This window comes from Sphaerisporangium sp. NPDC005288, from assembly GCF_040607475.1.
Classification (GTDB): domain Bacteria; phylum Actinomycetota; class Actinomycetes; order Streptosporangiales; family Streptosporangiaceae; genus Sphaerisporangium; species Sphaerisporangium rhizosphaerae.
This window is the reverse complement of sequence record NZ_JBEXGT010000001.1, coordinates 163,553-177,058: the sequence shown is the minus strand read 5'-3', so window position 1 is coordinate 177,058 and position 13,506 is coordinate 163,553. Positions and strand designations below refer to the sequence as shown.

Annotated in this window: 14 protein-coding genes; 7 read left to right on the top strand and 7 right to left on the bottom strand. The window is 72.6% G+C overall.

Going from position 1 to position 13,506, the window contains the following annotated elements; genetic code table 11:
* Window positions 1-120: 120 nt before the first annotated feature.
* Window positions 121-1,290 (bottom strand): type VII secretion-associated serine protease mycosin, encoded by a 1,170-nt coding sequence (gene mycP / locus ABZU32_RS00760; protein ID WP_354915284.1) that lies wholly within the window; start codon window positions 1,288-1,290, stop codon window positions 121-123.
* Between the two features lie 361 nt (window positions 1,291-1,651).
* Here mycP and ABZU32_RS00755 point away from each other — a divergent pair, with 361 nt between their 5' ends.
* Together ABZU32_RS00755 and era are read left to right on the top strand one after the other, a co-directional pair.
* Window positions 1,652-1,990 carry a cytidine deaminase gene (locus ABZU32_RS00755; RefSeq protein WP_354834961.1) on the top strand — a complete coding sequence of 113 codons (339 nt, stop codon included), beginning with the start codon at window positions 1,652-1,654 and terminating at the stop codon, window positions 1,988-1,990.
* A gap of 136 nt (window positions 1,991-2,126) precedes the next feature.
* Window positions 2,127-3,047 carry a GTPase Era gene (era, locus tag ABZU32_RS00750; protein WP_354834959.1) on the top strand — a complete coding sequence of 307 codons (921 nt, stop codon included), beginning with the start codon at window positions 2,127-2,129 and terminating at the stop codon, window positions 3,045-3,047.
* A gap of 60 nt (window positions 3,048-3,107) precedes the next feature.
* Here era and ABZU32_RS00745 read toward each other — a convergent pair whose 3' ends face one another.
* The 6 genes from ABZU32_RS00745 to ABZU32_RS00720 are packed head-to-tail and all read right to left on the bottom strand — an operon-like array spanning window position 3,108 to window position 8,058.
* Entirely contained in the window at window positions 3,108-4,166 is a 1,059-nt protein-coding gene (locus ABZU32_RS00745; protein ID WP_354915281.1) for an urease accessory protein UreD, read from the bottom strand.
* 11 nt (window positions 4,167-4,177) lie between these two features.
* Complete coding sequence (gene ureG / locus ABZU32_RS00740; protein ID WP_354834955.1) at window positions 4,178-4,876, bottom strand: urease accessory protein UreG; 699 nt, start codon at window positions 4,874-4,876, stop codon at window positions 4,178-4,180.
* Window positions 4,866-5,597 (bottom strand): urease accessory UreF family protein, encoded by a 732-nt coding sequence (locus ABZU32_RS00735; protein ID WP_354915278.1) that lies wholly within the window; start codon window positions 5,595-5,597, stop codon window positions 4,866-4,868. Before ABZU32_RS00735 ends, ureG begins: the two co-directional genes overlap by 11 nt.
* Before the next feature lie 13 nt (window positions 5,598-5,610).
* On the bottom strand, window positions 5,611-7,341 hold the full coding sequence (locus ABZU32_RS00730; RefSeq protein ID WP_354915275.1) for an urease subunit alpha: 1,731 nt from the start codon (window positions 7,339-7,341) through the stop codon (window positions 5,611-5,613).
* A complete protein-coding gene (locus ABZU32_RS00725; protein WP_354915272.1) occupies window positions 7,334-7,729 on the bottom strand; it encodes an urease subunit beta in 396 nt (131 codons plus the stop codon). Before ABZU32_RS00725 ends, ABZU32_RS00730 begins: the two co-directional genes overlap by 8 nt.
* A gap of 26 nt (window positions 7,730-7,755) precedes the next feature.
* A complete protein-coding gene (locus ABZU32_RS00720) occupies window positions 7,756-8,058 on the bottom strand; it encodes an urease subunit gamma (RefSeq protein ID WP_354834947.1) in 303 nt (100 codons plus the stop codon).
* A 327-nt stretch (window positions 8,059-8,385) separates the two neighbouring features.
* Here ABZU32_RS00720 and urtA point away from each other — a divergent pair, with 327 nt between their 5' ends.
* The 5 genes from urtA to urtE all read left to right on the top strand — a co-directional run bounded on the left by urtA (window position 8,386) and on the right by urtE (window position 13,478).
* Window positions 8,386-9,615 (top strand): urea ABC transporter substrate-binding protein, encoded by a 1,230-nt coding sequence (gene urtA / locus ABZU32_RS00715; protein ID WP_354915269.1) that lies wholly within the window; start codon window positions 8,386-8,388, stop codon window positions 9,613-9,615.
* Between the two features lie 261 nt (window positions 9,616-9,876).
* Entirely contained in the window at window positions 9,877-10,743 is an 867-nt protein-coding gene (gene urtB, locus ABZU32_RS00710; protein WP_354915266.1) for an urea ABC transporter permease subunit UrtB, read from the top strand.
* Between the two features lie 70 nt (window positions 10,744-10,813).
* Window positions 10,814-12,001, top strand: a complete 1,188-nt coding sequence (gene urtC / locus ABZU32_RS00705) for an urea ABC transporter permease subunit UrtC (RefSeq protein WP_354915263.1) — start codon at window positions 10,814-10,816, stop codon at window positions 11,999-12,001.
* On the top strand, window positions 11,998-12,786 hold the full coding sequence (urtD, locus tag ABZU32_RS00700) for an urea ABC transporter ATP-binding protein UrtD (RefSeq protein ID WP_354915260.1): 789 nt from the start codon (window positions 11,998-12,000) through the stop codon (window positions 12,784-12,786). Before urtC ends, urtD begins: the two co-directional genes overlap by 4 nt.
* Window positions 12,786-13,478 carry an urea ABC transporter ATP-binding subunit UrtE gene (gene urtE, locus ABZU32_RS00695; protein ID WP_354915257.1) on the top strand — a complete coding sequence of 231 codons (693 nt, stop codon included), beginning with the start codon at window positions 12,786-12,788 and terminating at the stop codon, window positions 13,476-13,478. The genes urtD and urtE overlap by 1 nt, the downstream gene beginning before the upstream one ends.
* Window positions 13,479-13,506 lie beyond the last annotated feature (28 nt).

Sequence of the window (13,506 nt, the reverse complement as noted above, 5' to 3'; positions counted from 1 at the left end):
AAGCGCTTCCGTCCCGCCACTTCACCCGGGCTTTCCACCCCTCGCGCCGTGTCGCCCGCCCCTCGTGCCGGGTCCCGCCGCCCACTCGCCGGATCGCCGCCCACTCGCCGGGCCGGCCGCTCACTCGCCGGGGGTCACCGCGCGGCCCGGCCGCCATCCGCGGCGGCGTCCCATGGGGATGACGACGCCCACGGCCGCCACCAGCCCCGCCGCGAGCACCGCGATCACCGCCACCGCGGCGGAGACGTTGATCGCCTCCTGGTCCGGAGGCCGCGGCCTGGTCACGATCGTCGAGGGAAGCGCCTGGGCCGGGCGGGGCGCGATGGCCACCACCTCGGACGGCAGGATCTCCGACACCGCCATCAGCGGGTTCACCATGCCCGCGCCGGTCCCCGTGCCCGACGCGCCGTCGGCGGTGATCTCGATGCGCCGCCGCACCCGCACGTTGTCCAGTTCCGGATGCCGCGCGCGCACCAGGGCCGCCACCCCGGCCACGTACGGCGCGGCGTAGCTGGTGCCCTCCAGGTCCTGGCGGTAGGCGCCGCCCGGCCAGGTGCTGGTGATGTCCTGACCCGGCGCGATCACCGAGACCGGCGTCACGGAGTTGGAGAAGTCGTTGCGCCTGCCGTCCGGGCCGGCCGAGCCGACCGACAGCACGCCCGGGTAGGAGGCCGGGTAGACGGCGGCGGGGGTGCCGTCCTCCTTCCTGATGTTCCCGGCGGCGGCCACGATGACGACGTCCTTGGCCAGCGCGTACTCGACGGCCGCCTTCAGGTCGGGCTGGTCGCTGGTCTGGACGGAGATGTTGACGACCTGGGCGCCCAGGTCGGCCGCCTGCTTGATGCCCTGGGCCAGCAGCGCCACGTCCCCGCGCTCGCTGTTGGTCTGCTTGATGGAGATGAGCCGCGCCTTGGGCGCCACGCCCGCGAACGGGATCTCCTTCATGTCGGCTCCGGCGATGATCCCGGCCACCGCCGTGCCGTGGCCGACGCAGTCGAGCGGGCCGGTGCCGGTCAGGTCGACCGACCGGGCGACCCGGACCTGAGGATGGCGCGTGTCCACCCCGCTGTCGATCAGCGCCACGGTCACGCCCTCGCCCTTGGTGAGCGGCCAGACCCCGGTGAACGCCAGCCGGCGCTGCGCCCACGACTCGCCGACCTGGGTGCCGCCGTGCGGCGGCGAGCACTGCTCCGGCGCGCGCAGGGCCATCGTGAGCGCCGACGCCGCCGCGTTCGGTCCGGTGGCGAGCGCGAGCGCCAGCGAGCCGGCGAGGATCCCCCGAGCGACCATGCATCAGCTCCATCTCCCGGCGAGGCGACCCCGGCCGCCTCCCGCGGGGCGACCGCCGGCGTCCGGCGCGCCTGTCCGAATACGACGGAGAAGCCTAGCCAATGGCAGGTCGCCGATTGCCGGATATATCGCGCGACGACCGCTTTTCCGGCGTTGATCACCCTGCGCACAGGAAAGGTGTCCTTGCGTATTGAATGGACCGTGCTAATTACCGGAAATGCCATTTCCCGGCCTGCCCGGCCCCTGCCGGGGCCAAGAGGCGAGGGGTGAGGGCGTCCGGCCGGAGAAGGAGCGATCGCGACGCATGACGGACCCGTACCACGGGCCGGTGACCGCGGGCCCGCCCAGTAGCCTGATGCCCGTGACCGACACCATCCTCGGCGCCGAGGACAGCAAGATCATCACATTGGCCCGCGCCGCCCGCGCCCGCAACGGGACGGCCCAGGGCGCCGCCGTCCGCGACGAGACCGGGCGCACCTACACCGCGACCAACGTGGACCTGCCCTCGCTGCGGCTGTCCGCGATCCAGGTCGCCGTGGCCATGGCCGTCTCCAGCGGAGCGGTCTCCCTGGAGGCCGCCGCCCTGGTCACCGACGAGGAGGAGCCCGGCGACCAGGACATGGCGGTCGTCCAGGACCTCGGCGACGCCATCCTCTTCCTCGCCGCCCCCGACGGCGCCCTCAAGGGCCGCTACCGCTGACCCGCCCGGCCCGGCTCGCGAGGGGGCCCGCCCGGCCCGTGAGGGGGACCCGCCCGCCCGGTGAAGGGCCCCGCCCGGCCGTGACGGGGCCCGTCGTCCTGGTGGCGGGGAGGGGCGGTCGCTCTGATCGGGGACAATGGGTGGCGTGAGTTCCTCAGCCGCTGAGTTCCGTGCCGGGTTCGCCTGCTTCGTCGGCAGGCCCAACGTCGGCAAGTCGACGCTGATGAATGCGCTGGTCGGCGCCAAGGTGGCGATCACCTCCTCCAAGCCGCAGACGACCCGCCGCGCCATCCGCGGCATCGTCAACCGGCCCGCCGCCCAGCTCGTCATCGTCGACACGCCGGGCCTGCACCGGCCCCGCACCCTGCTCGGCGAGCGGCTCGACAGCCTCGTGCTGTCCACCCTGACCGAGGTCGACGTCATCGGCTTCTGCGTGCCCGCCAACGAGGAGATCGGCAAGGGCGACCGGTTCATCGCCGAGAAGCTCGCGGCCGTCAAGAAGACCCCCGTGGTCGCCGTGGTCACCAAGTGCGACCTGGCCTCCCGCGAGCAGATCGCCTCCCGTCTGCTCGACGTCTCGCGGCTGGCGGACTTCGCCGAGATCGTCCCGGTCTCCGCCCAGTCGGGGGAGCAGCTCGACGTGCTGGGCGACCTGCTGATCGAGCGCCTCCCGCACTCCCCGCCGCTCTACATGGACGGTCAGCTGACCGACGAGCCCGAGCAGGTGCTGGTCGGCGAGCTGATCCGTGAGGCGGCTCTCGAAGGCGTCCGCGACGAGCTTCCCCACTCGATCGCCGTCGTCGTCGAGGAGATGACTCCGCGGGAGGGCCGCGACGACCTGCTCGACGTGTACGCCCACATGTTCGTCGAGCGCCCGTCCCAGAAGGCCATCGTCATCGGCCCCAAGGGCGCCCGGCTCAAGGACGTCGGCACCCGCGCCCGCAAGCAGATCGAAGCCCTCCTCGGCACCCACGTCTACCTCGACCTGCGCATCAAGGTGGCCAAAGACTGGCAACGCGACCCCAAACAGCTCCGCCGCCTGGGCTTCTACGACTGATCCTCACCCAAGACGCCCGATGTCCCTTCCCGGGGCCCCGGGCCTGCTCGGACGCGTCCGTCAGTCACCGTCCTCGAAGGGCGCGGTCGCCTGCGCGGCGCCCCAGGTGAGGCGGGAGCGCAGGGTGGGGGCGTCGGGGGCGAGGGCGGAGATCAGCGTGCCGGGCCCGGCGAGCGGGAGGACGGCGCAGCCTTCGGCGAGCACGGCGCCGCTCCCCTCCGCGCCGGACGAGGGCGAGGCCGCACCGGCGGCCGGCGGGGTGAGGGCCGGTTCGCCCGGCCGCGAGGCGGTCGCGGCCTGCGGGCGGGCGAAGGCCGGGCCGGTGAGCAGGATGTTGCCGACGCAGCGGGCGTCGCCGTACACCGCGGGGCTGCCGTCCGCGGCGGGGTCCCCGACCACGAAGTCCTGACGGAGCAGAGGCACGCCGTCGATGGTCGCGTCGAAGCGGGCGTGGCAGCGGCCCGGCGGCTCGCCGTACCGGCCGAAGGCGATCTCCTCGCGCCACGACACCGACGCGCCCTCCGCCAGGGTCAGGCCGACGATCATGCGATGGTCGCATCCGGCCGCCAGGACCGTCGGTTCCGGGGCGTACACCAGCGTCGCCCCCGCGCCGACCCGGGCCCGCACCACCATGACCGACTCTCCGTCCCCCGGCAGGACGAGCGTGCTCGCCACCGAGGCGATGGTGAGGCGCGTTCCCGGGGCGACGTCGATCTCCAGCGTGAGACGGTCGCCGCCGAGCGGCCCGGCGGCGGTCGAGACCAGGTGAACCGTGTCCGGCCCGGTCTGCCGCAGGGTCAGCGGCGGGTCCGAGCGCAGCGTCCCGAGCACGGTGCGCCCACCGGAGGACTCGGTGCCCACCGCCGCCCGCGCCTCGAACCCGCGCCGCCCGGCGGTCGCCCGGGCGCCGGGCGGCCGCCGGTGACCGGTGACCGGCGGCCGCGCGTCCTGCTCCGGTCGGCCGGCGGCCGGTGGCCGCGCGTCCGGTCCTGGCCGGTCGGCGGCCGGGGTCCGCGGCCCGGGCCGCTGCCGCCCGGTGTCGGGGGGCCGGGCGCCCGGGTCGTGGTGGCCGGTGCCCGGGGGCTGTGGGCGCAGGACGGGGTGGGTGGTCTCGTGCATGGGCGGGTGGGTCAGGCGTTCGGGGCGGGGACGGCGGGGCCGTGGGGGTGGGAGCGGGCGTGCGACCACGACTGGACCACCCCGTGCACCCATTCGGCCACGGCGTACACCTCCGGCACCTCCCTGATCGAGGTGAACAGCACCGGTTTGCCGTCGCGGACGGCCGCCGCGTCCCTGGACATCACGGTCAGATCGGCTCCCACGTGTTTCGCCAGGTCGGTCTTGTTGACCACCAGCAGGTCGGCCGAGGTGACGCCGGGGCCGCCTTTGCGCGGCACCTTGTCCCCGCCCGACACGTCGAGCACGAAGATCTGCTGGTCGGCGAGTCCCCGGCTGAAGGTGGCGGTCAGATTGTCGCCGCCGCTCTCGACGATCACCAGGTCCAGCGGTCCGTGGCGTTCCTCCAGGGTCTCGACGGCGTCGATGTTGGCGGCGATGTCGTCGCGGATCGCGGTGTGCGGGCAGCAGCCGGTCTGCACGGCCACGATGCGCTCGGGGTCCAGGACGCCGGCCCTGCGCAGGAAGTCGGCGTCCTCGGTGGTGTAGATGTCGTTGGTGACCACGCCCAGCCGCAGCACCGGGCCGAGCGTGCGGCACAGCGCGGCGACCAGCGCCGTCTTGCCGCTGCCTACCGGGCCGCCGACGCCGAGGCGCAGCGCCCTTCCGTGGGGGTCAGAGGACGGGTGACGGTCCTCGTGGTTAGCTGACAAAGAGCCGTACCTCCGTGCGTAGGTGCTGTTCGGCCAGCAGGTCGAGTGCGGGAGCGGCGTGCGCGGGAAGGCCTTCCCACGCGGTGCGGGAGACGGCCTCGCCGGCCGGGCCCGGGGCGTGCGCCGGGGCCGCCTCCGCGGCGGCCGTGCGGGCGACGCCGGACAGGTCCGGCACGAGGCCGGCGAGCACCCGGTGCACGACGACGGGGTCGAGCCCGAGCAGCCGGACGGCCGCGGTGGCCGGTCCGGTGATCGAGGTGTACGCGGCGGCCAGCGCCGCGTCGTAGGGCGAGCAGCCGGCGGCGGCGGCCACCGCGCCGAGCGCGATCGGGTGGTGGGCGCCGTCGGGGACGGCGCGCGCGAGGGTGTCCAGGACGGCGGAGGGCCAGATGCGGCGGGCGCTTCGCAGCAGCAGCCTGCCCTGGGTGCGCGCCGCGTTCCGCTGCGCGGGCGAGGCCGTACGGGCGTCGGCCTCCGCGTCCAGCTCCCGCCACGCCCGCTCGTCGTCGGCGACGTCGGTGGGGGTCGCGAGGGCGCAGGCGGCGGCGGAGAGAGCGGCGGCCACCAGGCCTGAGGTGGCGAGCCGGCCACGGAGGAACCGCGCCAGTTCCTCCGGGCCGGTGATCGCCCCGATGCGTACCGCCTGCTCCGCGCCCCCGGAGTGGCCGTGGCCACCGGCCGGGAGCCGGGAGTCGGCGAGAAGCAGCAGCGCCGCGTCCATGACCAGAGCCCGGTCAGAACAGGAAGTAGCGCTGGGCCATGGGAAGCTCCACGGCCGGGGCCGGCTCGATGAGCTCCCCCTCGACGCGGACCGCGAAGGTGTCGGGGTCCACCTCGATGTCGGGGAGCGCGTCGTTCAGCGGCATGGACTCCTTTCGGCGCGTGCGCACGTCGGCGACCGGCGCCAGCCGCCGGTTCACCCGCAGCCGGTCCGCCAGGCCGCCCTCGATGGCGAGCGGCGCGACGAAGTGCAGGGACGTGGCCGCGGCGGTGACCGGTGCGGCGCCGAACATCGGCCGCGGCATGACGGGCTGGGGGGTGGGGATGGAGGCGTTGGCGTCGCCCATCTGCGCGTAGGCGATGACGCCGCCCTTGACGACGAGCTGCGGCTTGACCCCGAAGAACGCCGGCTCCCACAGCACCAGGTCGGCGAGCTTGCCGACCTCCACCGAGCCGACGTGCGCGTCCAGCCCGTGGGCGATGGCCGGGCAGATCGTATATTTCGCCACATAGCGCTGAGCGCGCAGGTTATCGGCACGGCCGTCACCGGGCAGCGGCCCCCTGCGCCGCTTCATCACGTGCGCGGTCTGCCAGGTACGGATGATCGTCTCGCCCACCCGTCCCATCGCCTGCGAGTCGGACCCGATCATGGAGATGGCCCCGATGTCGTGCAGGACGTCCTCGGCGGCCATCGTCGTCGGCCGGATGCGCGACTCGGCGAAGGCCAGATCCTCCGGCACGGACGGGTTGAGATGGTGGCAGACCATGAGCATGTCGAGGTGCTCGTCGAGGGTGTTGACGGTGTGCGGGCGCGTCGGGTTCGTCGAGGACGGCAGCACGTTCGCGTGCGCCGCGACGCGGATGATGTCGGGCGCGTGCCCGCCGCCCGCGCCCTCGGTGTGGTAGGCGTGGATCCCGCGGTCGCCGATCGCGCCCAGCGTCGACTCCACGAACCCGGCCTCGTTCAGCGTGTCGGTGTGGATGGCGACCTGCACGCCGGTGGCGTCCGCGACCCGCAGGCACGCGTCGATGGCCGACGGCGTCGTCCCCCAGTCTTCGTGCAGCTTGAACCCCGAGGCGCCGGCCCTGAGCTGTTCCAGCAGCCCTTCCTCGCTGACGGTGTTGCCCTTGCCGAGCAGCGCCACGTTGACCGGCATGCCGTCCATCGACTCCAGCATCCGGGCCAGGTACCACGTGCCGGTGACGGTGGTCGCCTTGGTGCCCTCGGCCGGACCGGTGCCGCCGCCGATGACGGTGGTCACCCCGGCGGCGAGCGCCTCGTCCACGATCTGCGGGCAGATGAGGTGGACGTGCGAGTCGACCGCCCCGGCGGTGATGATCCTGCCGTTGCCCGCCAGGATCTCGGTGGAGGGGCCGATCACCAGGTCGGGGTGGACGCCGTCCATGGTGTCGGGGTTCCCCGCCTTGCCGATGGCGACGATGCGTCCGTCCCTGACCCCGATGTCGGCCTTGACCACGCCCCAGTGGTCCAGGATGACCGCCCCGGTGATCACCAGGTCGGGGGCGCCCTCGGCGCGTGTCGTCCTGGCCTGGCCCATGGACTCGCGGATCACCTTGCCGCCGCCGAAGACCACCTCGTCGCCGGCGCCCTGGCGTCCCTGGGACAGGTCGTCGGAGATCTCGACGAACAGGTCGGTGTCCGCCAGCCGGATGCGGTCGCCGGTCGTCGGGCCGTACAGCGCGGAGTACCGGGAGCGCTCGATCGAGGGCCGCGGCTCAGTCATCGGACTCTCCCTCGGTCGTGCGGGCGCCCGGCTCGGACGGGCCGCCGCCGCCCACGCCGGCGTCCGGGTGCGCCGTGCGGGCGTCCAGCCGGCCGGCCCATTCGGGGCGCAGACCCGGGACGACGCGCCGCCCGGCGATCGGCACGAGCGTCACGTCCCGCTCGATGCCCGGCTCGAACCTGACCGCGGTGCCGGCGGGCACGTCCAGCCGCATCCCCCAGGCCGCCTCCCGGTCGAAGCCGAGACCGGGGTTGGCGGCGGCGAAGTGGTAGTGCGACCCCACCTGGACGGGCCGGTCGGCGGTGTTCACCACGCGCAGCACCAGGCGCTCGCGCCCGGGGTTGAGCGGGATGGGCTCCTCGGCGTGGACGATCTCTCCGGGCGTCATCTCTCCGGGCGTCATCGGGCCGGGCGTCACAGGATCGGCCGGTGGACGGTGACGAGCTTGGTGCCGTCGGGGAAGGTCGCCTCGATCTGGACCGATTCGAGCATCTCGGGGATCCCTTCCATGACGTCCTCGCGGCGCAGCACCTTGCGGCCCGCCTCCATCAGGTCGGCGACGGTGCGGCCGTCCCGCGCGCCCTCGAGCAGGAACGAGGCGATGATCGCGGTGGCCTCGGGATGGTTCAGGCGCAGCCCCCGGGCCTGACGGTCGCGCGCGACGCCCGCCGCGACGTGGATGAGCAGGCGTTCCTGTTCGTGTGGGGTGAGCCGCATGGCCGGACCCTAGGCAACCGTCGTTTCGGTGACGTGTCGCCCGCATTTCCGGTCTGTGTCGGACGCGACGGCGCCCGCGTATTCACCCGTCCGGCGATTCAGAAGCCCATTTCACGGCGAAGAGGGTCGGCCATGGCGCACCCATCCGACCCTAAACGGCCGGCACCGGAACGGCCAATACGGCCGCGCCTTACAGTCCCTTCGCGTTGACCCGGTGAAGAGCCGGTAAACGGCAATTAACAATCGCGACGTTCACGGGAAACGTGACTCGATCACCTTGGCGGCAGACGGGTCGGTGCGGGGGCCGGTATCGGCAAGGAGGAGTAATTGCGGAATTCAGCTTGGCGCATCGGGGCCGCCGCGGCGGTCCTGGCAACCGGGCTCGCGGCCTGCGGTGGTCAGCCATCGACGACCACGGGCGGCACCGCCGCGTCGGGCGGGAGCGACACCATCAAGGTGGGGCTCCTGCACTCCCTCAGCGGCACCATGGCGATCAGCGAGGTCACCGTCCGTGACTCCGAGCTGCTGGCCGTCGAGGAGATCAACAAGGCCGGCGGCGTACTGGGCAAGCAGTTGGTGCCCGTCGTCGAGGACGGCGCGTCCGACTGGCCGACCTTCGCCGAGAAGGCCACCAAGCTGATCGCGCAGGACAAGGTCGCCACCGTGTTCGGCGGCTGGACCTCGGCCAGCCGCAAGGCCATGCTCCCCGTTTTCGAAAAGCGCAAGGCCCTGCTGTGGTATCCCGTGCAGTACGAGGGGCTGGAGAGCTCGCCGTACATCTTCTACACCGGCGCCACCACCAACCAGCAGATCGTCCCGGGCCTTGACTACCTCAAGGAAAAGGGCAAGAAGAAGATCTTCCTGGTCGGCAGCGACTATGTTTTCCCGCGCACCGCGAACAAGATTATCAAGGCGTACGCGGCGGCGAACGGAATGCAGGTCCTCGGCGAGGAGTACACCCCGCTCGGGCACACCGAATACAGCACGCTCGTGAACAAGGTCGTCCAGGCGAAGCCGGACGCGGTGTTCAACACGCTGAACGGCGACAGCAACGTCGCCTTCTTCAAGCAGCTGAAGAGCGCCGGGGTGGGCGCCGACGCCATGCCCGTCATGTCGGTCAGCGTCGCCGAGGAGGAGGTCAAGGGCATCGGCGTGGACAACATCGCCGGCCACCTCGTCGCCTGGAACTACTACCAGACCACTGACAACCCGGCCAACGCCAAGTTCGTGGCGGCGTTCAAGGCCAAGTACGGCGCCGACCGGGTGACCTCCGACCCGATGGAGGCCGGGTACAACTCGGTCTACCTGTGGGCCGAGGCGGTCAAGAAGGCCGGGACGACCGAGGTCGAGGCCGTGAAGAAGGCCGCGGGCGGCATCACGCTGGACCGGCCCGAGGGCGCGGTCACCATCGACGGCGAGAACCAGCACATGTACAAGACGGCGCGCATCGGCGTCGTGGAGCCGGACGGCCAGATCAAGGAGGTCTGGAACTCCGGCAAGCCGATCAAGCCCGACCCGTATCTGAAGACCTACTCCTGGGCCGGCGGCCTCACCTGATCGCCATGGACGGCACGGCTGGGCGGGGAGCGGTCCCCGCCCGGCCCCCCGACGGGACACCGGGCCAGGTCCGCACCGCGGGACACCAGTCCTGGCCCCACGACGGGACACCAGTCCTGGCCCCGACGGGACACCGGACCCGGTGCCCGTGACCGGACACGCCAAGGACACGGCTGCGCGAGGAGCACCCATCAGTGACAGCGAGACGGCCGCTCGGCGGCACGCGGAACCGGCGGGGAAGGCAAGGGAGGTGAGCCCCGGATGGAGGCCATAGTCAACCAGCTGCCCATCGGCCTGTCGATCGCGGCCGTGCTGCTGCTCATCGCACTCGGCCTGACGTTCACGTTCGGCCAGATGGGCGTCATCAACATGGCGCACGGCGAGTTCATCATGGCGGGCGCGTACACCGCCTACCTGCTGCAGGACTGGGCGGGACGGCAGGCGGTGCTGGTCGCGCTGCCGGTCGCGTTCGCCGTGGCCGGGGTCATGGGGCTGATCCTGGAGCGGCTGGCCATCAGGCACTTCTACGGCCGCCCCCTGGACACCCTGCTGCTGACCTGGGGCGTCAGCCTGGTCCTGCAGCAGCTCGCCCGCGACCTGTTCGGCGCGCCCAACGTCCAGGTGCAGGCGCCGGCGTGGTTGCAGGGCGGCATCGGCATCCTGCCCTACAACCGGCTGTTCATCTTCGCCCTGGCCGTCGGCAGCGTCGTGGCGATCTGGGCGTACATGAACCGCACCTCGCAGGGGCGGCGCATGCAGGCGGTCATGCAGAACCGGCAGCTCGCCGCGGTGAGCGGCATCAACACCGGGCGGGTGGACCAGCGCACGTTCTTCATCGGCTCCGGCCTGGCGGGCATCGCCGGGGTGGCGCTCACGCTGATCGGCCCGGTCGGCCCGGCGCTCGGGACCTACTACATCGTGGACGCGTTCCTCGTCGTGGTCGCCGGCGGACTCGGGCAGCTGCGCGGCGCGGTGATCGCGGCCGTCGCCCTGGGCCTGCTGAACTCCTACGCCGAGTTCTGGACCAACGCGAGCCTGGCCAAGGTCATCGTCCTGGTGGTGATCATCGGGTTCCTGCAGGTGCGCCCGCAGGGACTGTTCATGCTGAGAGCGAGGGCGCTCACATGACGGCTGCTACCCCGCGCAGACCAGGGACGTCCCCCCGGACGGGCGTCCGGCGGATTCGGAGGGCGCTCACATGACGGCGACCGCGCGGAACGTCGTGCCGCTCGCGCCTCCTGGCCGCGGCGGGTCGTGGCGCGACCGGCTCCGGGGCCCGGCGGTGTTCACGCTGGTCGCCGTGCTGGCCCTGGTGGTCGCTCCGATGCTGCTGGAGCCGTTCCGCCTGGGGCTGCTGGCCAAGTACCTCTGCTTCGGCATCGTCGCGCTCGGCATCGGCCTGGCCTGGGGGCAGGGCGGCATGCTCACCCTGGGCCAGGGGGTGTTCTTCGGGCTCGGCGGCTACGCGATGGGCATGTACCTCAAGCTGCACGACGCGGGCGGCGACCTGCCGGACTTCATGGTGTGGAGCGGGGTGGAGAAGCTGCCCGCGCTGTGGGCGCCGTTCGAGAACCCGCTGTTCGCCATCGCCTTCGCCGTCGCCGGGCCGGTGCTGCTGGCCGTGCTGCTCGGCGCGCTGGTGTTCCGGCAGCGGGTCCGCGGCGCCTACTTCGCGATCCTGACGCAGGCGCTGGCCGCCGCCACGGTGATCCTGCTGGTCGGGCAGCAGGGGCTGACCGGCGGCACCAACGGCCTGACCAACTTCTTCGACCTGTTCGGCCAGGACCTGGCGGCCGACCAGACGCAGCGCGGGCTGTACCTGGTGGTGGCGGCGGTCCTCGGCGTGCTGTACCTGCTGGCCTGGCAGCTCGTGCGCAGCCGGTTCGGCCGGCTGCTGGTCGCGGTCAGGGACGGCGAGGACCGCGTGCGGTTCCTCGGCTACAACCCCGCCACCGTCAAGACCGTCACCTTCGCGGTGTCGGCGGGCATGGCCGGGCTGGCCGGGGCGCTGTTCGTGCCGGTCGTCGGCATCATCTCGCCCGCCCTGCTCGGCGTGGTGCCCTCGCTGGAGCTGGTGGTCGCCGTGGCGGTCGGCGGCCGGTTCTCCCTGGCCGGGGCGGTGCTGGGCGCGGTGCTGATGGGATACGCCAAGACGGCCTTCAGCGAGGAGTTCGCCGACGGCTGGCTCTACCTGCAGGGAGCGCTGTTCATCCTGGTGATCAGCCTGGCGCCCAAGGGCGTGTTCGGCCTGGCCGCCTCCGCGCGGACCCTGCTGGCCGCCCGGTTGCCGCGCCGGGCCGTGCCGGACGGCGGCCCGCCGGGCGCGACCGCCGCGAAACACGACGTCAGCACGCCGTTGATCGAGGTACCGGAGCCGAGGGCATGAGCGGGGCACTGCTGGAGGTGCGCGGGCTGTCGGTGGTCTTCGACGGGTTCCGCGCGCTGGACGGGGTCGACCTGACCGTCGAGCAGGGGGAGCTGCGCTTCCTCATCGGCCCGAACGGGGCGGGCAAGACCACGCTGGTCGACGTCATCACCGGCCTGACCAGGCCCGCCTCGGGCTCGGTGCGGTTCGAGGGCGCCGACCTGGTCGGCCGCAAGGAGCACGAGATCGTCCGGTCGGGCGTCGGGCGCACCTTCCAGACCTCGGTGGTGTTCGAGGAGCTGACGGTGGTGGAGAACCTCGACCTGGCGGCGTCGTTCCGCAGGCCGCTGTGGTCGCTGGCCCGCCGCAGGCGCGGGGTGAGCGAGGCGGTGGCCGCGGCCGTGGAGACCACCGGGCTCGACCTGCTCGCCGACCGCCCCGCCGGGGTGCTGTCGCACGGCCAGCGGCAGTGGCTGGAGATCGGCATGCTCATCGCCCAGCGGCCCCGGCTGCTGCTGCTGGACGAGCCGGTCGCCGGCATGTCGGCGGAGGAGCGCCTGCGCACCGGCGAGCTGCTCACCGAGATCGCCAGGGACCACACGGTGGTCGTGATCGAGCACGACATGGACTTCTTGCGGCGGTACGCCTCCCAGGTGACCGTCCTGCACGAGGGCAAGGTGCTCGTCGAGGGCTCGGTCGACCAGGTGAGGGCCGATCCCCGTGTACAGGAGGTCTATCTGGGCAGGGCCGAGGAGAGATCCACGGGCGCGGCCGCCGCCACCGCCGCCGCCGGAGAGGTGAAGTGATGCTGTCGGTACAGGGCTTGTCAGCGGGCTACGGCAGGGCGCGGGTGCTGTTCGAGGTGTCCTTCGAGGTGGAGCCCGGCCGCCTGGTGTGCGTCATGGGCCGCAACGGGGTGGGGAAGACCACCCTGCTCAACGCCGTCATGGGCGTGCTGCCCGCCACCGCGGGGACGGTCACCTTCGAGGGGCGGGACGTCACGCGGCTGCGGCCGGACGAGCGGGTGCGGCTCGGCCTCGGTTACGTCCCGCAGGGGCACGAGACCTTCCCGCAGCTCAGCGTGCTGGGCAACCTGATGGTGACGGTGGAGGCGTCCACGCACAGGGACCCGGGGGCGATCGAGGAGGCCCTCGAGGTCTTCCCCCGGTTGAAGCCGTTGCTGAAGAAGCGGGCGGGCTTCCTGTCCGGCGGCCAGCAGCAGCAGCTCGCGATGGCGCGGGCGCTGGTGACCCGGCCCAAGCTGCTGATCCTGGACGAGCCGACCGAGGGCATCCAGCCGTCCATCATCCTGGAGATCGAGGAGGCCATCGAGGGGCTGCACCGGTCGGGGCTGGCGGTGCTGCTCGTGGAGCAGTACCTGGACCTCGCGCTGCGGCTGGCCGACCGCTTCCTCATCCTGGACGCCGGGCACGTCGTGCGCGCGGGGACGGCCGACGAGCTCCGCGAGGAGGAGGTGCACCGCCTCCTGGCCGTGTGAGCCGTGTGAGCCGTGTGAGCCGGGTGAG

What these genes read in the sequence shown, in the direction of transcription:
- mycP (WP_354915284.1), bottom strand. Translation starts at nt 1,290, where the DNA reads ATGGTCGCTCGGGGGATCCTCGCCGGCTCGCTGGCGCTCGCGCTCGCC.
- urtE (WP_354915257.1), top strand. Translation starts at nt 12,786, where the DNA reads ATGCTGTCGGTACAGGGCTTGTCAGCGGGCTACGGCAGGGCGCGGGTG.
- ABZU32_RS00745 (WP_354915281.1), bottom strand. Translation starts at nt 4,166, where the DNA reads ATGCACGAGACCACCCACCCCGTCCTGCGCCCACAGCCCCCGGGCACC.
- ABZU32_RS00720 (WP_354834947.1), bottom strand. Translation starts at nt 8,058, where the DNA reads ATGCGGCTCACCCCACACGAACAGGAACGCCTGCTCATCCACGTCGCG.
- ABZU32_RS00735 (WP_354915278.1), bottom strand. Translation starts at nt 5,597, where the DNA reads ATGGACGCGGCGCTGCTGCTTCTCGCCGACTCCCGGCTCCCGGCCGGT.
- era (WP_354834959.1), top strand. Translation starts at nt 2,127, where the DNA reads ATGGGTGGCGTGAGTTCCTCAGCCGCTGAGTTCCGTGCCGGGTTCGCC.
- ABZU32_RS00725 (WP_354915272.1), bottom strand. Translation starts at nt 7,729, where the DNA reads ATGACGCCCGGAGAGATCGTCCACGCCGAGGAGCCCATCCCGCTCAAC.
- urtC (WP_354915263.1), top strand. Translation starts at nt 10,814, where the DNA reads ATGACGGCGACCGCGCGGAACGTCGTGCCGCTCGCGCCTCCTGGCCGC.
- ABZU32_RS00730 (WP_354915275.1), bottom strand. Translation starts at nt 7,341, where the DNA reads ATGACTGAGCCGCGGCCCTCGATCGAGCGCTCCCGGTACTCCGCGCTG.
- urtD (WP_354915260.1), top strand. Translation starts at nt 11,998, where the DNA reads ATGAGCGGGGCACTGCTGGAGGTGCGCGGGCTGTCGGTGGTCTTCGAC.
- urtB (WP_354915266.1), top strand. Translation starts at nt 9,877, where the DNA reads ATGGAGGCCATAGTCAACCAGCTGCCCATCGGCCTGTCGATCGCGGCC.